Source organism: Bacillota bacterium (assembly GCA_012842395.1).
Taxonomy (GTDB): domain Bacteria; phylum Bacillota; class SHA-98; order UBA4971; family UBA4971; genus UBA6256.
In genome coordinates, this window is sequence record DUSX01000002.1 from 118,478 (window position 1) to 138,648 (window position 20,171).

Annotated in this window: 12 protein-coding genes; 5 read left to right on the top strand and 7 right to left on the bottom strand. The window is 62.9% G+C overall.

Features of this window, described 5'->3' with window-relative positions; all coding sequences use genetic code 11:
- Position 1: 1 nt before the first annotated feature.
- The 4 genes from GX515_00805 to GX515_00820 form a co-directional block, all read right to left on the bottom strand.
- Positions 2-1,675, bottom strand: a complete 1,674-nt coding sequence (locus GX515_00805) for an iron ABC transporter permease (GenBank protein ID HHY31551.1) — start codon at positions 1,673-1,675, stop codon at positions 2-4.
- Between the two features lie 290 nt (positions 1,676-1,965).
- On the bottom strand, positions 1,966-2,997 hold the full coding sequence (locus GX515_00810) for an ABC transporter substrate-binding protein (protein ID HHY31552.1): 1,032 nt from the start codon (positions 2,995-2,997) through the stop codon (positions 1,966-1,968).
- Between the two features lie 386 nt (positions 2,998-3,383).
- Positions 3,384-4,730 carry a sigma-54-dependent Fis family transcriptional regulator gene (locus GX515_00815; GenBank protein HHY31553.1) on the bottom strand — a complete coding sequence of 449 codons (1,347 nt, stop codon included), beginning with the start codon at positions 4,728-4,730 and terminating at the stop codon, positions 3,384-3,386.
- A complete protein-coding gene (locus GX515_00820) occupies positions 4,699-6,804 on the bottom strand; it encodes a HAMP domain-containing protein (GenBank protein ID HHY31554.1) in 2,106 nt (701 codons plus the stop codon). The genes GX515_00815 and GX515_00820 overlap by 32 nt, the downstream gene beginning before the upstream one ends.
- Before the next feature lie 352 nt (positions 6,805-7,156).
- On the opposite strand from GX515_00820, the gene abc-f reads away from it, so the two are divergent.
- Entirely contained in the window at positions 7,157-9,124 is a 1,968-nt protein-coding gene (abc-f, locus tag GX515_00825) for an ABC-F type ribosomal protection protein (protein HHY31555.1), read from the top strand.
- A gap of 75 nt (positions 9,125-9,199) precedes the next feature.
- Here abc-f and GX515_00830 read toward each other — a convergent pair whose 3' ends face one another.
- The 3 genes from GX515_00830 to GX515_00840 form a co-directional block, all read right to left on the bottom strand.
- A complete protein-coding gene (locus tag GX515_00830) occupies positions 9,200-12,004 on the bottom strand; it encodes a carboxypeptidase regulatory-like domain-containing protein (GenBank protein ID HHY31556.1) in 2,805 nt (934 codons plus the stop codon).
- 374 nt (positions 12,005-12,378) lie between these two features.
- A complete protein-coding gene (locus tag GX515_00835) occupies positions 12,379-13,662 on the bottom strand; it encodes a hypothetical protein (protein ID HHY31557.1) in 1,284 nt (427 codons plus the stop codon).
- A gap of 59 nt (positions 13,663-13,721) precedes the next feature.
- The gene (locus tag GX515_00840) at positions 13,722-14,282 is read right to left on the bottom strand and encodes a hypothetical protein (protein HHY31558.1); all 561 of its coding nucleotides are present in this window, start codon (positions 14,280-14,282) and stop codon (positions 13,722-13,724) included.
- Between the two features lie 635 nt (positions 14,283-14,917).
- On the opposite strand from GX515_00840, the gene GX515_00845 reads away from it, so the two are divergent.
- The 4 genes from GX515_00845 to GX515_00860 all read left to right on the top strand — a co-directional run bounded on the left by GX515_00845 (position 14,918) and on the right by GX515_00860 (position 20,169).
- Entirely contained in the window at positions 14,918-16,177 is a 1,260-nt protein-coding gene (locus GX515_00845) for a D-alanyl-D-alanine carboxypeptidase (protein HHY31559.1), read from the top strand.
- A gap of 41 nt (positions 16,178-16,218) precedes the next feature.
- Positions 16,219-17,139, top strand: a complete 921-nt coding sequence (trxB, locus tag GX515_00850; protein ID HHY31560.1) for a thioredoxin-disulfide reductase — start codon at positions 16,219-16,221, stop codon at positions 17,137-17,139.
- A 704-nt stretch (positions 17,140-17,843) separates the two neighbouring features.
- Positions 17,844-18,170, top strand: a complete 327-nt coding sequence (locus GX515_00855; GenBank protein ID HHY31561.1) for a hypothetical protein — start codon at positions 17,844-17,846, stop codon at positions 18,168-18,170.
- Positions 18,157-20,169, top strand: a complete 2,013-nt coding sequence (locus tag GX515_00860; protein HHY31562.1) for a V-type ATP synthase subunit I — start codon at positions 18,157-18,159, stop codon at positions 20,167-20,169. Before GX515_00855 ends, GX515_00860 begins: the two co-directional genes overlap by 14 nt.
- Positions 20,170-20,171 lie beyond the last annotated feature (2 nt).

Below are 20,171 nucleotides of genomic sequence, written 5' to 3' on the forward strand. Positions count from 1 at the left end.
CCTACATCTCGAAGAGTCTGACCTTCTCGCCCAGGATGAACCTTGCCAAACCCAGGACAACGAATATCGATCCGACCACCGCAACCCCGAGGGAGCTCGCCTGGCCCCAGTAGCCGTGGTCTGCAAGGTTTATGATAGATACCGACGCTAGTTTCCAAGACGGGGATATGAGGAAAACGGGGCCGCTCACGGAGTTCATCGACCTTATGAAGGTGTACAGCAGCCCTGTGGTGAACGCCGGCTTCATCAGGGGCAGCATCACCGACCAGAACGACCTCAGGCTGTGGGCACCGAGGTTCGTGGAAGCCTCCTCGATCCCTCTGTCTATCTGTTTGAGCATTCCGGACGCGGTCCTGTAACCGACCGCCATGTAGTGGAATACCATGAACGTCACGATTATCAGAGCCGTCCCTGTCATGGCGAGAGGCCCGGAGTTGAACGCGAGGATGTATCCGATGCCGAGCACGGTGCCTGGGACCGCCGACGGCAGCACCGCGGCGAAGTCCAGCGCGGCCTTGCCGGGCACTTGCTTGAACTGGACCACGTAAGCCAGGACGACCGTGAAGAGAGCTGAGAATGCAGCGGCCATAGCGGAGAGCATGACGCTGTTGAGAAGCTCCTTCCCGTGGACCACCGCCATGACGAAATGGTACGCGGTGAGCGTGAAGTCTGCACCCCAGGTCTTCACGAACGCGCACACGAGGATGACCCCGTATATCGCTACCACGAAGAGGGCGACAACCAGGCAGAACGCCGCAAGCCCCCATTTTAGCCAGGGCGCCGGTCCCACGCGTCCTCCCTGGATAGGCTTGCCGGTCACGGTCACGAAGGAACGCCGCTCCACGATTGAACGTTGGACGAGGAACACCGCGAGCGCGGGCACGAGCAACACCGTTGAGAGCACCGCCGCTCGGGCAGGGCTCCAGTTGGTGATGAGCTCGAGGTAGGATTCGGTGGCGAGCACCGTAAAGTCGCCTGCGATGAGCATCGGGTTTCCAAAGTCGGCAAGGACTTCAGATGCGACCAGGAGAGCAGCGCCTGCGATGCCAGGGGTGGCGAGCGGCAGCACGATGTCCCTGAAAACACGCCACCGACGCGCCCCGAGGTTCACGGCGGCGAATTCCAGGCTTGAACCTGCGGCCTTGAGCACGGACGATATAGAGAGGTACGCCGTGGGGAAGAAAGCGAACGTCTGCACCGCCCAGAGGCCTTTCCACCCGTATATATCCGGTCTCAGGCCGAGGAGGGTCCACGTGATGAGGCCGCGCCGCCCGAAGAGGAGTATGAAAGCAAGCCCGGTGACGAACGGCGGTGACATGAGCGGCAAGAGCCCGATGATCCGGAAGAAGCGGCTTCCTGGGACCTCGACGTAAGTCACGGCATAGGCGAACACAAATCCGAGCACGGTGGCGGACGCCGTCGATATGACCGCCATGAATAGGCTGTTCAGCGTGGCCTTGACGAAACGAGGCGTCTCGAAGTAGGCGAGCCAGTCGGCAAGGCCAGGCATAGCGAGCACCTTGCCGAGGGGCAAGAAGAGAAACAGCGCGAGAAGCACCACGGAGCCACCGACAGCGAACAACAAGGCGGGCTCGCGCGCGATCTGACGGGCGCGGGTCAGCGTTCGGTTGTACTGTCCCATGTGTTGTTGAGCTTTAGTGATAGAGGTTTCCACAGCTATCCTCCGTTCCGGACGCGCAGCGCTTGACGACCGAGGCGAGTCCGCGTCTGAAGCGGGCGACGGTACCGCCCATCATGGCGCAACACGTATGAGTGCAGCGCGGAACGCGCATCCATGCGCCGCCCGGGTCATGTCGTCTGTCAGGACCAGGGAGACCGGCAGGGGGACGAGAGCGGTGGCGCCCCGGGAGCCCGCCGCCGGCGCAGCGCCCAACTGCGAGCCCCACGGGGCGGTCCCCCTGCCTGTGCTTCAGGAATTGCGACGCAGCTAAGGCAACCTGACTGTCAACGGGCGAACTTCTTGCTCCACACGCTCAGGAGAGCGTCCTTGTCCGCAGCGGCCTTGATCACGTCGAAACCCTCAAAGATATCCATCTCAGACAGGGGCTTCACACCGGGCGGCAGCTCGACGTCCGGGCGTGTGGGGATCCTCATGGTGAGGTCGGTATGCAATTGCTGTGCCTTCTGGCCTATCACGAAGTCGATGAACTTCTTGGCGTTCTCCGGGTTGGGGCCGCCCTTGATGATGGAGACAGACCCGATCTCCCACCCAGCGCCCTTCGGCACGATGATCTCCACGTTGAACCCGGCCTTCTGCATGAGGAGCTGATCATGGAGGAAATTGATGCCCACGAGGAACTCGCCGGTCGCGACGAGCTGGGCCGGAGCGAGCCCCTTCTTCGTGTAGTGGTTCACGTTCTTGTCCAGCTGTTCGAAGAACGCCCATCCCTCGGCCTCGCCGTACTTCTGGAGGTAGGAGGCGAGGAAGGTGTACCCCGTGCTCGAGAGCTGTGGATCAGGCATCACGACCTCATCTTTGAATTCCGGTCGGAGCAGGTCCTTCCATGTCTGCGGCATTGGAACGTTCTTCGGCTTGCATTCCGCGTCAAACCGGTCCTTGTTTACGATGATCGCCACGGGCCCTAGATAAATCCCGGTCCAGTACCCATCCTTGTCTTTGAACGCCGCAGGGATCTTCGCCGCCTCCGGCGAGACGTACTTCGCGAGAAGACCCTTCATCTTCATCGCTTCGTGGTTCTCCGCGCCCGCCCCGAGGAAGATGTCTGCCTGAGGCGAGGCCGCCTCAGCCTCCACTCTCGCTACGGCCTGGCCCGTCGCGAGCGCCAGGTACTTCACTTTGATGCCGGTCTCCTTCTCGAAGAGGGAGAAAAGACGCTTCGCCTCATTCTCGTGGAAAGTGACGTACACGACGAGTTCCCGCGACCCCTGCGCCGCGGCAAGCGCGGTGCAAAGGCCGAGCAGCATAACGGCTACGATGGCTGCAGCTATACAGCGACCCAGAGCACGGTTTCTCATGATACGCACCTCCTGTAAGATTTGTGACTCTCGCGAGAAAGAGGATGCATGTCCTGTGCCATCGGAGGTCGCCCGTCGAAACAAGTGCTGCGGAGTCGCGTGGCCGCGAGATTCGTTCGCGTTGCGGGCGTCCTTGGAGCGTACGCGCAAGCGGTGCTATAATGCACCATTTTGGTGCACCGTGGCACCGTTATGGTGCCGCGAACTGCAGGCGCGGTTGGTGAGTCCCCGAGGTGGCGCGCTTGCGGTGTGCACCGTTGGGATCTGAGGTGGCGCGCGAGATGGCCAAACCTTGGGCGCTGCGTCGTGCAAGCGCCGCCAGCGCCAGCTCTGGCGCCTTGTGGGAAGAGACACAGAAAGAAGACTTGTTGCGCCATTCTTGATGCCTATGGTGAGCCAGCGGGAGGAGTTATGCTGAACTCCTCGAGTTTTCGTCTCAATGTGTTCCTGTGAATGCCGAGGACCTCCGCAGCCTTCCTTTGGTTCCAGCCGCAGCTCTCGAGGACTTTCTGAATGTGGTCGCGCTCCATGGATTTTATGGAAGCGTTCTTGCGCTCGGCACGCTCGCGCACCGTGGCCGGAAGGTGCTCCGGGGTGATCCGGCTTCCTGTGCCCAGGAGGACTGCTTGCTCGATGACGTTCTTGAGCTCCCGGACGTTTCCCGGCCAATGGTACTTCATCAAGAGGTCCATCGCCTCCGGCGAGGGCCCTTCGAAGTCCTTGTGAAACGCGGTGTTGAACATTTGGACGAAGTGTTGAACGAGGAGAGGTATATCTTCGACGCGCTCCCGCAGCGGCGGAAGGGCGATGGTCACGATGTTCAGACGATAGTACAGGTCCTCCCTGAAGGTGCCGTTCGAAACCGCCTGGCTGAGGTCTTTGTTGGTTGCAGCCAGGATCCTCACATCGACATGGATGGTCTCGTGACCGCCGACGCGCTCGAATTCTTTCTCTTGGATCACACGGAGGAGCTTGGCCTGCATCGAGGGGCTCATGTCCCCCACTTCGTCCAGGAAGATCGTCCCAGTATCTGCCACCTCGAACTTGCCGGGCCTTTGAAATTGCGCGCCTGTGAACGCGCCCTTCTCGTGGCCGAAGAGCTCGCTCTCGAGGAGGGTGTCGGGCACAGCAGCGCAGTTCAGCTTGACGAGTGGCTTGTCGCGCCTGGCGCTGTTGTCGTGGATGGCCTGGGCCACGAGCTCCTTGCCCGTGCCCGACTCGCCGACGATGAGGACGGTAACGTCATACGGAGCTACTTTGGCAATCATCTCGTACACCCGCCGCATCGCCGGGGACGTTCCGATCATGCCGGGGAACGGGCTCCTCCCGAGCATCCTGCCGCGTAACCGGGCGTTTTCTTCGGCGAGGTCCCTCATTTTCAGGCCCTGTTCTATCACGAGAATGAGCTCGTCCATCTCGAAGGGCTTCGTGATATAGTCGAACGCCCCGGCACGGACGGCCTCGACTGCTGTTCTTATCGTGCCGTACGCGGTCATGATGATCACCACAGCCCGGGGGGCCACGGCCTTGATCTTTGGAACAGCCTCCAGGCCGCTCATCCCATCCATGCGAAGGTCGACGAGCACGACATCGTAATGCTTCTTCTCGAGAAGCTCGAGGGCCTCTCGGGCTCCCGCAGCGGCGTCGGCCAGATAGCCCCGTCCCCGGAGTATCATGGTGACGGCTGTGCGGAGACTATCATCATCGTCTACCACGAGTATCCCCAGAGACACGCACGATTCCTCCTTCTTCCGGGGTGTCCGAGGAAGGCCTCGGGCTTACGCCGCATCCCGCCTCGGACGTCGTGAGGCAGTCATATGGGGCGGGGAGCAAGATCTCAAAGAGCGCACCGTGCCCGCACGCGGCCGGGTACGGACTCACCACGGATACGCTCCCGCCGTGTTCCTCCACGATCTGCTTGACGATGGCGAGGCCGAGCCCGGTTCCACGCTTTCGGGTGGTGTAGAAAGGCTCAAAGATGTGGGGAAGGACGTCAGGATCAATGCCCGGTCCGGTGTCGGCAAACGCGACCCGTATGGATCGCGAGGGGGTGTCATAGCAACAGGCGATATCCAGGCTACGCTGGTCCCGAGGGCTTTCCTCCAGCGGACACTCGCCCGTCTCCTTGCGCCACGTCCGATCCGTCGCCTCCGCCGAGCCCTGGGAGGCTTGGGGCGCAGGGGAGGCCTCCATCCCTTCCATGGCCTCAAGAGCGTTGATGCAGACGTTCAGAAAGGCTTGCCTGATTCTGTCCTCGTCCACGAAGCACCCAGGAATATCTGCCAGCCTGAGCGACACACGGATCCCGCCTGCTTCGGCACGTGGACCCACCAGGCTTGCGATGTCCGAAAGGATCCTTCCGATGTCGGTGAACTTCGGCATGGTGGAGTGCGGCTGCGCGAAATCAAGGAGCTGTTGAACGAGCAGGTTGAGGCGGTCCGACTCCTTTATAACGATGTCGAGGAGCTCGGAGACCTCACGATCCTCAGCTTTCGATCGTATGTACCGGGCGCAAGACCTGATGGACCCGATGGGGTTGCGGACCTCGTGGGCGATGGCCGCCGCCATGCGGCCCAATTCTGCAAGGCGGTCCTGCCGCGTAGCCTTCGCCTGAAGGTCTTTCTGCCAGGTGATGTCCTGCAGCGTGACAGCTATTCCGGCGAAACCGCCCCCCTGGTCTGTCATGACAGCGGTGTTGACTAGGAACGTGGCACGATGAGGCGACGCCACCGAGATCTCGCGGCTGGGACAGGATCTCCTCGCGGCCATGGAGTCGGAAACGAGGTCCACGAGGGGCGGGAGGTTTCGAAGGGCTTGCTGGACAGGACAGGACACTGGTGGCACGCCGTCGTTGATGTCCAGCATCCTGCACGCCGCGGGGTTCACAGTGGTGACGATGCCGGACGCGTCCACGGTTATCACGCCTGTGGGGATGGCGGCAAGGATGTTGTCAGTGTACTCTTTGAGTTCGCAAATGGTGGCGGTGTGCCGCTCGAGTTCGCGATAGGCTGTCTTCAGATTCGCCATGGACGTGCCGAGATTCTCCGCCATCACGTTAAACGCTGCAGCGAGATCTTCGATCTCGTCGCCCGTGTGAGCATCGATCCTAGTTGAAAGGTCGCCGGACGCTGCCCGCCTTGCAGCCGCCGTGAGGACGCTTAGCGGCCGCGTGATCTTGAGCGCCAGCCACAGGACGCCCAGCGATCCTACGATTATCGCAGCCACGGTCAGAGCCACCGATTGCAGTGTCGCCTGACGGATGGCCGTTCGCATGGTGCCGAGGTCCATGCCAACTTCGACGGCACCGACCATGCTGCCGAAGAAGTAGAGCGGAACCATCACCCGGAAGATCGTTTCGCCCGAGGCGAGATGCTGCAGTTCATCGGCAGGAGCGCGGGTCTCCACGACCTTTGCGAGAAGCGGGTCCTCCGGCCTCACGTCGAACTGCGAGAAAACATCCATGGGCGGAGCCTGTTCCTCGGAGAGCAGGTCGGCCCTGGTGAGGAACCGGCCCTTTTGGCCGTAGATCCGCAGGTACCTTACGCCCGCGGACGTCCTCGCCTCGTCCACGATGCGGGAGATGCCGGAGTCGGTCACCATGGCGTTTTCGATCGAGAGCGCGTACGACTCTGCGAGCGTGACGCCATCTTTACGCATTTGATCAAGGATGCGCACGCTCTCGCTCCGGATTGCGATAGCGGTGGTCACCGCCATCACCGCAACCAGGAGCAACGTCACATACATGATCAGGCGACTCGCCAGGTGCCGCTTTTGGAGGATGAGGCTGCCTTTCGAGAGCCCCAGCATTGCCGCTGTAAACGCTCCTCTGCGTGGCGCTGTCGGAACAGGAGGGTACCGTTCCGCGCGATACCAATTCGATGTCGGAGGTGTGGTCCCTTCTCGGAAGTTATTTCTTACATTACCTGCTGTGTCGTACGCACTCCGCCTCGTCCCGCATCGAGAGGCGAGCACAAGCTCCGGAGGATGCCGCTTTTGCATTCGATGTGCGGTGGGGCGGGCTGCCGGGCTGCCAGGCTTGCGTCCTTGAGCGCTGTACCGTAGGATTGTGATGTGACGAGGACCGCCGCCGTATGCCCGGCACGGACCGGCGCGTGAACCGCGGCGTGCCGAGAGGGAGCGGGGGAGGAGCGGAAGGCCGTTGGTGGTTATCCAGGCAAAGGGAGTATCCAAATCGTACGGCGTAAACACGGTTATCGCGGAGGTGTCGTTCCGCATCAACGCCGGGGAGAAGATCGGGCTCGTTGGGCGGAACGGAGCGGGCAAGACCACCCTTCTTCGGTTGCTCGCAGGCCTCGAGCCGCCCGATTCCGGCGAGATCATCATTTCGGAAGGCGTCCGGATGGGCGTGGTTGAGCAGGATCCGGTGTTCGATTCAAACGCGCCGCTCATCGAATGGGTATATACGGGCCTTCAGGAACTGCTCGACTTGGAGAGGGCAATAGCCGTGCTGTCGCGAGAGATGAGCGTGCCCGAGGTAGCCGATTCCCCCGCCAGGCTAAAGAAGGTCATGCGGGATTTCGCCGCTTTGACCGAGGAGTTCGAAAGACGGGATGGGTACTCGGTAGACAGCAGGGTTGCCGGCGTGTTGGCCGGCCTTGGCTTCTCCCCCGAGGACCGCGCGCGTCCTGTCGGGAGCTTCAGCGGAGGCGAAAGGACGAGGGCCGCGCTTGCCAGGGCCCTGCTTGCGCGACCTGAGGTGTTGTTGCTGGATGAGCCCACGAACCATTTGGACATCCCTGCAAGGGTCTGGCTGGAGGATTTCCTCGCGGACTATGACGGAACGGTGATCGTGATCTCCCATGACAGGCAGTTCCTTGATTGCGTCGCCTCGAGAATTCTGGAAATCGAGGACCACAAGCTGGTCGAGTTCGCGGGAAACTACTCGCGCTACGTGGAGGAGAAACGGAGGCGGCTCGCGCAGCAGGAGACAGCCTACGAGCTCCAGCAGAGAGAGATCGCGAGGCTGGAGGATGTGCTCAGGCGATACACCGCGCTTTCTGCGAGGAACAACAAGTTCGCGAGGCGGGCCGAGGATATCCGCAAGAAACTCGCCCGGGTGGAGCGTATTGAGAAACCGAACCTGAATCGAAAGAGCATGGGCTTTCTCCTGCCAACCGCGGGGCATAGCGGCGACAAGGTGCTGCAGGCAAAGGACCTCTCGATGAGATTCGGCGACAAAGTCCTCTTTCAAAACGCCAACATGGTGGTGAGACGTGGAGAGCACGTGGGGATCGTGGGCCGGAACGGAGCCGGGAAATCCACGCTATTGCATATCATCACCGGCCGCAAGGAACCCTCGGAAGGGTCCGTGCGCCTGGGGGCAGGCGTCGTGGTCGGGTACTATGACCAACAGCACGCGGATCTAGCGCCTGACAGAACCGTTCTCGAAGAGATCCTTGGATCGACCGGCATGAACCCGCAGGAGGCGCGAAACCTGCTCGGACGCTTTCTCTTCAGGGGGGACGACGTGTTCAAGCGCATTCGTGACCTGTCGGGGGGTGAGCGAAGCAGGGTCGAACTGGCGAGGATAATGGCGTCAGGATGTAACCTGCTTGTCATGGACGAGCCCACCAACCATTTGGATATCGAGTCCATAGAGGTGCTCGAGGACGCGCTGTCGGCATACGAGGGGACCCTTCTAGTCGTGTCCCACGACAGGTACTTCCTCGAGCGGGTCGCTGACAGGATCATCGAGGTCGAGAACGGGCGGATCGTGGACTACCCCGGGGGCTACGCGTATTATGTGGAGAAGAAGCTCGCCGGCGAGGCGGGCGGCAAGGGCGCGTCCGCGCCTGCCAGCGAGGAAGGGGGCACACGGGCTATTCCCTCGGGGCGGCGGCCGGGCAAGGCCCCGCGGCCGGCGAGGGCTGGGGCTGGTGAGGGGCCCGGCCGCGAGGAGGGTGGCTACCCGGACACGGACGTTCTGGAGAAGGAGATCATTGAGCTCGAGGCCGTCATCAAGCAGCTCAATGCCGAGCTTGCAGACCTCGAGATCTACCTCTACCCTGATCGCATGGCTGAGAAGGCGAGATGCCTCGCGGAGGCCGAGAGGCGGCTCGACGAGTGCTACAGGAGATGGGAGGCCTTGACGGGGGAGACAGTGTAGGCGTCGGCCTGGCACGGTTTGGCGCCGAATGGTGGGGCGGGGTGAGGCTCACCGCCCCTTTCAGATCTCACCCTGTCAGATCTCACCCTGTCCCGCTCCGCGCCATCCGGATACCAGGACGAGTCGCACGTAAGGCCCCGGACGCGGCCAGGAGTCCTCCACCGAGAACGGACGACGCGGTGTTCCCGTGCCGCCGAATGCCGCTCGGTAGCCGAGAACGAGCTTTGCACCGGGCATAAGGTCGTAAGTCGCCCTGGTGTCTGCCTGCATAAGGTGCGCCCCTTCCGGGCTCAGGTGCGTCCACGACCCTCCCGCCCCCAGGGATAGCCTCGGGGCCACCTGCCGCTCGGCCCAGATGGATATGGAGTTGGTTCGCACCCGGGCCGACACTGGGGGGCAGGAATCCTCCACCTCTTTCATGGAGAGGAGCGCAGAGGCGGTCGTGTCGCTCCCGAGCGCGACCGAGATCGTAAGCGCTGCGGCGACCTTTTTGGTTTCGCCCAGCTCGATGGACCGCGTTCTCTCGCCGTCCAGCCTGAACGCGGCCATCGACTTGAAGCGGTTCGGAAGGACCATATGGGCGCGCAACGAGAGGGATTCGCGACAGGGTTCAGCCGAGGCCCGGATGCTGGCCTGCCACGACCAGTCCGCTGGCGTGCTCCCATCGAGGAGGAGCGACCCCTGGACCGCGCCGCTCGCAGGCTCGTAACTGGCTGCGAGCGTGAGGGGAGTCTTCCCAACGGGCGACCACCACAATCCGAGCACCGTCTTCCCGGGGTTTCCGTATCGACTGCACTGGCCTGCCTGTCCAAAGCTCAGGCAGTGGGACAGAGAGAGGGTGAGCCCTCCATTGAGCCGCAGGGAGCACGCGATCTCTGCGGCAGGCCGTGGCAGGCTCGTGATGGCAAACCGGGCCGCAGACCCCGCCGGGCCGGTGTAGGCAACGCTTAGGGAAGGCGTGATCGCCACAAGCCCGCTTCCTCCAGTTATGTCCGCGCCCGTCGTAAGCGTCAAGGAGTCCGAGAGTCGAGTGTCCCAGGCACCCGAGATCCGGGGAACGCCATGCTTTGTGTCGTACTCCGCCGCGAGCCTGACCCCCGACATCGGCGCGACTTCCATTCCAACGCTGAGCCCGGGGTTACTGCCATCGCCCTCAGAATCCGCTGACAGCGCCGCGATCAGCCTTGCACTATGGCCAAGCGGCACCGCGAGGCTGGCCTGGGCGAAGGCTGCTCCCTCCGAATCCCACGCGCCAAGGCGACCGTTCAGTGTTTCATGCGCGACGCGTGCCACGTGCCCATCGGCGTTCAGGTTCAGCTCAAGCCCGGCCTGTGTCCGCGCCCCGACCGAGCCGTTCGCTTCCCACGAGCTGTATCCCCTCCCCGCCTCGAGCCTGAGGCCCGCGGATCCAAAGGCTGCGAGGGCCGGGCCGGGCGGCTGGGCGAGTCCTCCCTCTTGGGTGTGATGCGAGGTCGCCTGCTGGAGCGGAATGTCCAGCCATGCCGTTTCGCCCGCGGCCACGCTAACAAGCGTCAGTGTAGACCTTGGCTTCCAGCCAACCGGCAAGGTTTCTTCAGCTATCTGCACCACATGGTCGCCCGGGCTCAAACCGTTCGCAACGAACCGCCCACCAGAGTCCGACCTGCCGGCCTCCAGGCCGTCTATGCTCACGAGCACCCCCTGCGCGGGCAGCTCGCCTTCGTTCATCTTGCCGTCGCCGTCGACGTCCGTGAACACCGTCCCAACGACGACTCCGCTGTTGAGGCCCAACTCGCCTTTTGTGGCGATCGCCGCGTCCGCCTCCTGCGATCGCACGATGAGCTTTCCATACGCGGCGGAGGCGCTCGCGCGGATCTCGCAACGTTCCCCTGGGCGAGCGCCTGGGCCCAAGACAGCCTTCAACGATAGTCGGACCGAGGAGCCTCGGTCGAGGGTGCCGATATCCCACAAGACTCGCGTGTCAGTCAAGACCGTGCTTACGGGACGGGTCCCACCGCTTTCGAAACCTCCGGTGCCGGTCAGCGGGTGAAGCCATCGAGGGAGGTCGAGGACGATCTGTGCTTTCTCGAGATCGAACCCGCTTACGTTCCGCAGCGAGGCACCGATGGTTACGATATCGCCAATGGCCGCGGAGGCTGGCTGGGCCCACGACGAAAGCTCGAGGAACCGCGCCGGCTCGAGAACCATAGCGCTGTTATCTTGCGTCCCTACCTCTCGCGTGCTTCGTTGGACGTTGATGAACCCTCCCGCCACCGTGTACATCGAGCTACTGATCGAGTAAGAGTATATGCCACTGGGGACCAGGCTGCCTGTCGTGTCGCGTCCGTCCCATACCTCCGTATACCACCCATCGGGTGGTTTTGGGAAGGACCTGGCATAAACCACGCGACCCAGGGAATTGACGATTTGCACGAGGACGTACGGGTACCCGAGTTGGGAGTAATGGTACTTTATTGAGACGGCTTTATGGACTGCGGGATCGAAAGGGTTAGGGTCCACGTAGGAGGCCGAGAGAGTGCCGAAGCTTGTGGTGTACACAAGGTCGGCTCTGTACTCCGCTCCGTTCGAGGGCACCTGCGCCTCGTAGCCGACTCCGAGCCTGTAATCCATGGCCACGATGCCGCCCGTTACCGGACCGTCGGATACGAGCGTTACAGGCGACGTAGAACAACGTTGGAACGGCGCCGGCTGCCCGTTCAGTCGACCGGCGATCTCGAGGTTCCCTATGGAGAAGGTCGGTCCGCCTTCACCCGCCGAGAAGTCTCCGGTCGCGTTTACCGTCAGGTTCCATGGCCCGAACCTCTGGGTCTTCACGGCGATGTAGACTGCTTCCGTGAGCGTGCGGGGCGGGGACGACGGGGCCAGTTGCCCGAAGTCCACGCCGCCGCTCCCCTCGACAGCTATCTCAACTGAAGGCTCGAGGGCCCCTCCGAACGCCCGAGACGGGCTCAGCGTTGATGGGAGCCACACCGTCGAGCACAGCAGGCAGACTGCCGCGAGTAATTGCCGCTTCCGGGCAGCGCACGCGCTGTGCCGGGTTGCCCGTGTTGTGCCGGGCACGGTTGCCCGCGTTGCACTCGAGGACGGTACCCCAGGCAGCGGGGGGCCTTGACCGAACCCGGTCCGCGTGGTAAGTGGCCGGGTCCTGACACCTCTCGTGCGACCACCGGCAACCCAAGATCTCGGAAAGCGAGAGAAATCCAGTGCCCTCACACCTAGCACCGCCCGCCTGAAAGCCCTTCCCATGCGACGTATCACCTCTCGCCCCTGAGGCTGATGCTGCCGCCCGCAACGAAGGGCGCGGCGCCCACCACGAAGGGCGCCGATAGAGAAGTGCTCTCGCCGTGCCATTGCAGAGTAACCCTCACCGTGTAATAGCCAGGTAAGAGCGTGTCGGGCCAGGTGAGCCGGATCACAGTGAGACCTCCTGGGGCCGCTTTCCCGTCATGCTGGATGGCCATCACCCCGACTCGCCTCATCTGGTAATCGCGGATCTCGATGTACCCGAGGGCTTCCATGGGCGAGCCGTCGAGGTTTTCCAGAACCACCTCGAGTGGAAGCCCGCGCCCTTCGCTGATGGCCGGCACGGTGAGCCGGGCTATTCTCGGGGCCTTCCCCGGTTCCGTCGCATCGGATACCGCGAGTTTCGGTTGCAGATCAATTGTGGTGCGCGCAACCCTCGCGCTCCCATCCGCCCTAAACGCTATCAGTGCGGAACCCGCTGGTCGCCCAGAGGCGGCAAGCCGGACCTCGGCGACGTACGTGCCACTCCTGACACGCGTGGCGTCGACCAGGCCGGACAGGGCACGGGCGCACCCGGGAAGGCATATTGCCGAGGAGAGCGCGCCCTGCGCAGTCAACTTGCCCTCGGGGTCTCTTATGAGAATGCTCCCCGAGATATTGGCGTGGACCTTGCCGGAGTTTTGGCACGTCGCGGTGACAGTCAAGCTCCTTCCGTCGCCCGCTCCAGCTACCGTCAATGATGTGATGGCGAGCCCTGGCCCCACGCTCACCGACGCGTCGTGGGGTGTCGACGTGAGAAGCATGAGCACGGCCACCTGTGATGTTGTTCCGATATCGCTCGCCGCCGATTCTCCGGGGACGCTGGCCTGAAACAGAAGAACCGGGTACGCGCCTCCGAAGAACCCGTTCTTGACCCGGACCCTTACGTAAACAGGCATCGACTCCCCAGGCGCGAGCACGAACTCGGCGGGCTGGAGCACGACCTCCACGGGCTCAGTCGCCGGGTCCTCGATCGCTCGGCACGTCGGCACGCCCGCTAGATCGTGCCCGCCCATGCCGTAGGACGCTCTCACGTGTACCGGGGATGTCCCCCGGTTCGTCACGAGCACGGGCCCGAGCGTGTCGCCGTTCTTCACAGTTGCCGTGATGCTGGCCGGGCTGACGCGGATCGCAAGCCCCGCTCCGGCGTCGATGCCGCATGGGAGACGGCACGTCGCGAACACGCAGAGGAGAAAGCTCAGAACCGACGCACGAAACATTAGGACGCTCACACGCGGTTTACGCACGACTATCACCTCGTTGCACCACCTTGCCGGTCGTCTGTGACTCAGGCACGCCGCCTGCTCGCGCAGGCTCAATAGACCTGAGTGGCCACGTAGGTAACCTCGATCCTGTATGCGTGGGCCGGGTCCGGCAGCGTTTCGTCGTCGTAGCTCGCAGCTTGCCGGAATACGACGGAGATAGTGGCGCCCGCGGAGCCAGTAGGCGGCATCCCCGCCGCCACAACCGCCTCGTTTCCCGAGATCGGGGCGAAATCGGCTGCGTCCTGGCGTTTCCACTCGAGCGGCTCCGACATCGTCTTAGGGGTTGGCGCGGCGTAAGCCGTGCCAGTCCACTGTCTCATGCGGCCGTCCTGGGCATCTGAACGGACTTTGAGGGCCCACGGCGCGTTCGATCGAACGGTCACGGTCTGCGGGGCGGACAGCGCTGCGGGAGCACCGACATTGAGGTTGCCCAGGCTCACGGCGCCCGGGAACGATGCCTCGAGCGCGGCCACGACCCTGCACGTGACGGGGACCGTTGCCTGATTCGACGTGCTGGCGTCCGTCGGGCTGTCAAGCCCGGCAAGGCCCATCGCTGCGGCCGCCAGCGACGCCAGGGCAGCACTGGACACTCGTTGAAGACGGGGTTTCATGATGCCACCAGCCTTTCTCTTGGTTCTTGGCGTCCTTCTCCATGTCTCTCTCGCTAGACACACATCGGATCGTCGGGCGAGCCGGTTGGCTCGACGATGCGAGAGATGGTTCGTGCACGGCACGGCCGCGTCCTTCGAGCTTATGGGTGATCAAAAAGAGTGATCCGCCGAGACGGCGGGTAGCCAAGCACGCGCGGCGTGCAGGACTTCCAGCCTTGGCGTAGAAACGATTCCGCGGTAGACAGGGAAGTGATCTCGCGGAACTCGACGCGCGCGTCGTAGAATCCCCTTCTGGTGGTTTTTCGCTGTCGCCGGGGCACCCACCAGGCTGTTGCACGGAACGTGGCGGTGGAGCTTCACCACCACGGCGCGACAGGCGTGGGGGCGGCGGCCGCTGTGCCCCCAGCCTTTTGCAGGGAGTCCGCCGAGCATGCGATGGCTGCGGTAGCGCGTGAGTCCTCCGTCCTTAAGGTCAGGCTGGGCAACGCTGACGATTTGCAGACCACGAAAGCCGCAAGGGGTGAGGAGACCGAAGCGCACTCAGCGAAAGGTATCGGTCATGCCCAGCCCGCATAGGGATAGTGCGGGGTGGGTTTACGAAGCCGACTGCCCCAAGCGAGTGGGAAGCTGTGTTTGTGCCGAGGAGGACGTTGACTTATTGGGTCGCCGGGCTCGTCGCGGCTTTCGTGGGCGCCGTGTCGCTTTGCGGCGCGTACATCCTCCCGGCCACGGCGCGGCTTTACACGCGGACGCGGGGCTACCCGGAGGTCGTGTATGCGCCTTACTATACGGAAGGCCCCCGCGTAACCGCGGCGTCGGCGGTTCTCATTGAAAGCGTCACCGGCACGGTCCTTTACGGCAAGAATGAGAACGTGCGCATGCACCCCGCGAGCACCACCAAGATCATGACGGCAATACTCGCCATCGAGCTCGGAGACATGGATTCAGAGGTGGTGGTGAGCGCCAACGCGGCGGGGGTGCCCGGCTCGTCGCTGTGGCTTCGCAAAGGGCAGAAGATCAGGCTCGATGACCTGGTCCGTGGGACTATGCTCAGATCGGGCAACGATGGCTGTGTCGCCATCGCCGAGCACATCGCGGGGTCGGTGCCCAACTTCGTGCGAATGATGAACATCAAGGCGCAAAAGATCGGCGCCTTGCACACGAGATTCTCGAATCCGCACGGCCTCACCGAGCCGAATCACTACTCCACCGCGCTCGACCTCGCGCTCATGACACGCTACGGCTTGCAGTATCCCCTGTTCGCCGACATCGTGAGCACGCGCGAGGCCGACATCGAGCTTACGCAGGGCGAACAGGTGGAGCGACGGCGGCTCGCGAACACGAACGCGCTCTTGTGGTCCTTCGAGGGCGCTGACGGGGTGAAAACGGGCACTACGGCGGCCGCAGGTTATTGCCTGGTTGCCTCAGCCACGAGGAGCGGTGTGCAATTCATCTCGGTGGTCTTGGACTCGGCGGCGAGATGGAGCGACTCGGCGAAGCTGTTGGACTACGGATTCAACCAGCATGCGCTCGTGACGTTTGCCTCCCGCGGGCAGGAGGTCACGCGGACCCGGGTCGAATCCGGCATGAGCGGTGAGGTAGCTCTCGCTGCCGCGGATGACCTTCGCATAGTGGTCCGCAAGGATTTGGCTCATCTGGTGGAGGAGAGAATACTCATCGACGGGGTCCCTCGGGCTCCCGTTCGGCGCGGGGAGACTCTCGGGAGGCTTGTGGTTCTGTTCGACAAGGACGAGATGGCGTCGGTGGACCTCGTGGCAGCCTCCGATGTCCCAAGAAGGTCTCTCCCGCGTGTATTCCTCGAGAACCTAAAGGACATCGCCCGCAGGGCGGGGGTGGCCATGCGTCGAAGCAACGGTGAAAGGCCGCAACGGTGAAGGTGAATAGGAGTGATGCGACATTGCAGAACGGTGCAACGTTGAGCCCTGAGGTCGTCGTGATAGGTGCGGGCCCGGCGGGTCTTGCAGCGGCGCTCTATGCCGGCCGCGCGAGGCTTTCCACGGTTGTGCTTGAGCGGGGCGCCGCGGGCGGACAAGCTTCCACCACACACTTAATCGAGAACTATCCCGGGTTCCCAGATGGGGTTACCGGGCCCGATCTCATGCAGAGGATGCAACAGCAGGCGTTGAGGTTCGGAGCGGAGTTCCGGTACAGCGAGGTCCAAGGCCTGGCCGCAGCCGGCGATGGGCGGGGGTTTCTCATCAGAACCAGCGACGGGGACCTACGCGCGCCCGCGGTAATCATCGCGACCGGCACGGAGCCTGTGAAACTTGGCGTCCCGGGCGAGGACAGGCTGCGGGGGGCTGGCGTGTCATACTGTGCTACCTGCGACGGCGCGTTCTTTCGGAACAGACGGGTGCTCGTGGTCGGCGGGGGCGACTCGGCGATTGTCGAGGCGCTCTTTCTTACGAGATTCGCGTCGCGAGTCACCGTGGTGCACAGGCGCGACGAGCTCCGGGCGACGAAGGTCCTGCAGGAGGACGCTTTCAAGAATCCGAAGATCGACTTCGCATGGAATTCCGTCGTGGAGGAGATCTTGGGGCAGGACAAGGTCGACGGAGTGATCCTGAAGGACACGAAAACAGGCGAGAGGCGGCGCATGGATGCGGACGGAGTCTTCGTGGCCGTCGGAAGCCGGCCCGACACTGGGTTTGTAGCCGGGCTCGCGGACCTCGACCCCCAGGGTTACGTGAAAACGGACGACCGCATGCGGACGCGAACAGCCGGGCTTTTCGCTGCCGGCGACGTCCGCGCAAAGACAGTGCGGCAAGTCGTCACCGCGGTGGCCGACGGGGCGGTGGCCGCGGTGGAAGCAGAGAGGTACATATCGGGGCACTAAGTATGGCGCCGGAAGTTCGCGCTACTTGTCGGCGGGGGGTCCTGGCTAAGGCTATCGGTATTGCCCTCCGGGGACGGCGCGCCTCGCTTGGTGCGCCTTAGTTGGGCACACCTTGCCCGGGCATAAGGTCGGCGACGCGGCGCTCGCCGGGCCTCGCAACCGGGGGCATCGCGACGACCGGCGACGACCAGCACGTTCTTACGCCGTGTACAGCGGAAGCCGCCAGCAGGGCCTGTCCGAAGAAGGCCTGCGGCGGCTTCCACCGGGTTTTGGGTGGTCTATTGGCGTGGGTCGGTTGTCGCTGTTGTTCTTGCCGCTGTGGTGCGTCGTCACCCGGCGGCTCTCGCAGAGTATATGTTAAAGGGCGCGCGCCTCGAGCGCTTACCTACGCAGTCGTGATGCGCTCGTCTCGTTTCTCTCGTTCTCGACCTTTCACTAACTCATAACGCACATCCCGCCCAACGGTTCCCGACGGGGACACGAATGTTGATGGATTTTGGACCGGCGCGCGCGACACGCACCATCTCCGAATGGAAACCGGAAGGAATTGCGGTCTGGGCGGCGAATTGCTAGTAGGACTTGCGCATCGGGCAAGCTCTGGTGGACCCTGGTGAGACCGCTGCCAGGGTTTTGGCCTGCTTGTATGGGTTGTTCTGCTGTACGTGATGTAGTAGAATAGACTCCGGTTGGGGGAGGTGGGAGGCTTGGCTTACGAGGCGCTGAAGCTATTGGAGGACGCCGAGAGGCGCGCTGACGAGATCGTTAGGGAAGCCGAGGCGCGTGCCAGGTCCATCATCCAAGATGCCCGTGCTACCGCGAGGATGCTTGTCGAGAATGCGGTGGCGGAGGCCACCGCGGAGGCCGCCGCAAGCGCGAAGGCTCAAGATGCCGAGGCCAGAGCGTCCGCCGCCGCTGTTGCGGAGAGAGCAGAGGCCGAGTGCCGCAACCTGGCCGGCCAGGCGCGGGCGAGGATGTCGGAAGCGGTCGATCTTGTGGTGGAGAGGATCGTGACGGCAAGTGGCAGTCGCTAGGATGAAGAAAGTCGTCCTGGTCGCGCCTGTGTCGGACGCGCCGGGCATCGCGGAGACCCTCCAAGAGCTTGGCATCGTCGAGATCGTGAGGGAGGATTCCCCGGCCGGCGACGCCGATTCCAACGGGGGTCCAGCTAACCTTGCTGCTCAGGCGCGCAGGGATGGTGCGCCCCGGCCCGGCGACGATCAGAGCTTCGAAGAGCTCGATCAGCGCCTCGCGGAGATCAAATACTGTGTGGAGTTCTTCGATAGGTTCGAGAAGGTCAAGAAGAACCTCATCCAGCAGTTCGCCGGCGGGAAGGTGCCGCTGCCCGGGTCATCATTCAGGGAATACGGCAGGCTCTACGACGAGGGACGCCGGGTCTACGAGCAGTGTCGCAGGTTGGACGACGAGCTTGCGAAGCTTCACAACGACGAGACGCGCGCCCAGTCGACTTTGAACCAGCTCAAACCTTGGGCATGGCTTGACGTTCCGCTCGAAAAGACCGCGGAGAGGAAACGACCATACGGCATCGTTCTGTGCGAGGTGCCCGTGAGGGTCTTCGATGAGGTTGCAAAACGCCTCGAAGAGTCGTGCTACGCGGTGCATATCGAACGCGGGCCCCAGGACAAGCACGCTGTGAGGGCCGCCGTGTTGTGCCTCGCCGGCGACAGGCAGCGCGTCGTTGAGATTCTGACGGAGGCGGGCGTATCTCCCGTGCAGCTGCCAGCGCTTCCGGGAACTGCCGCCCAGGAGATCCAGGCGTGCGACAAGGAGCTTTCACGAATAGCGAACCAAAGGGAGCGGGTCCTGGGCGAGGTCAAGGCCCTCCTTTCCGAGCGTATCAAGATATTGTCGCTCTACGACACCCTGTCTCTCGAGCGTGAAAGGCGGGTGCTCGAACGAAGCTGCCCCGCTACCCGGACGGCGTTCGCGGTGGAGGGGTGGATACGCGCGGCAGATCTCCCCGCCCTTGAGAAGACTTTGTCATCCAGGTTCGGGCTCGTTCACATAGAGTCGCGCGACCCTGTGGAAGGCGAGGTCCCGCCGGTGGTGCTGGAGAATCCCGGCCCTGTGACTCCGTTCGAGGCTGTGACCGAGATCTATAGCATGCCGCAGCAGGGGTCGATCGATCCCACGTTTGCGCTGGCGCCGTTCTTCTTCATATTCTTCGGCATCGCGCTGGGCGACGTGGGCTACGGGCTCTTGCTCACAGCCTTGTCGCTCCTGCTCCTCAAGAAGGTGAAGATGGCCGGTCTCGCCAAGAAGCTTTTCAGGCTCCTCGCCATTTGCGGGGTGTCTTCGGCGATAGTGGGAGTCCTCACCGGGAGCTGGCTGGGCAATCTCGTCCCGATCCCGCCGGTTTGGTTCAATCCCATGGACAACCCGATGCTCATGTTGGGGGTGTCGTTCGCCCTGGGCATCATCCACATTTACGTCGGTCTCGGCATCAAGTTCTACTCTAACGTTAGGCAGGGCAAGGTTCTCGACGCGGTTTTCGACCAGGGATTCTGGTACGTGTTTCTCACGGGCCTTCTCCTCCTTCTCGGAGGCTCGGGCCTGAAGAGCACCGGCCTTACGGCGGGCGGTCAGTGGACGGCCATTGCCGGGGCCGTCGGGCTCATACTTACCCAAGGACGCGCCCAGAAGAATCCCATCAGGCGTCTTGCGTCCGGTGTGCTCAGCCTATACGGAGTAACGGGCTACCTGAGCGACGTGCTTTCTTACTCTAGGCTTCTTGCGCTTGGCCTCGCATCGTCAGTGATAGCTGTTGTCATCGACGACATGGCCCTGCGCATGCTTGGTATACCGTTTGTCGGTTGGATCCCAATGATACTCCTGCTTGCCATAGGGCATGGGTTCAACCTCGCGATAAACGTTGTCGGCTCGTACGTGCACTCAAGCAGGTTGCAATATGTGGAGTTCTTCAGCAAGTTCTTCGAAGGAGGCGGGAGGAGGTTCCTGCCCTTTAGAAAGAGGACGAGGTACATCGAAGTCATGGAGGAAGGGGAGGCTTAACA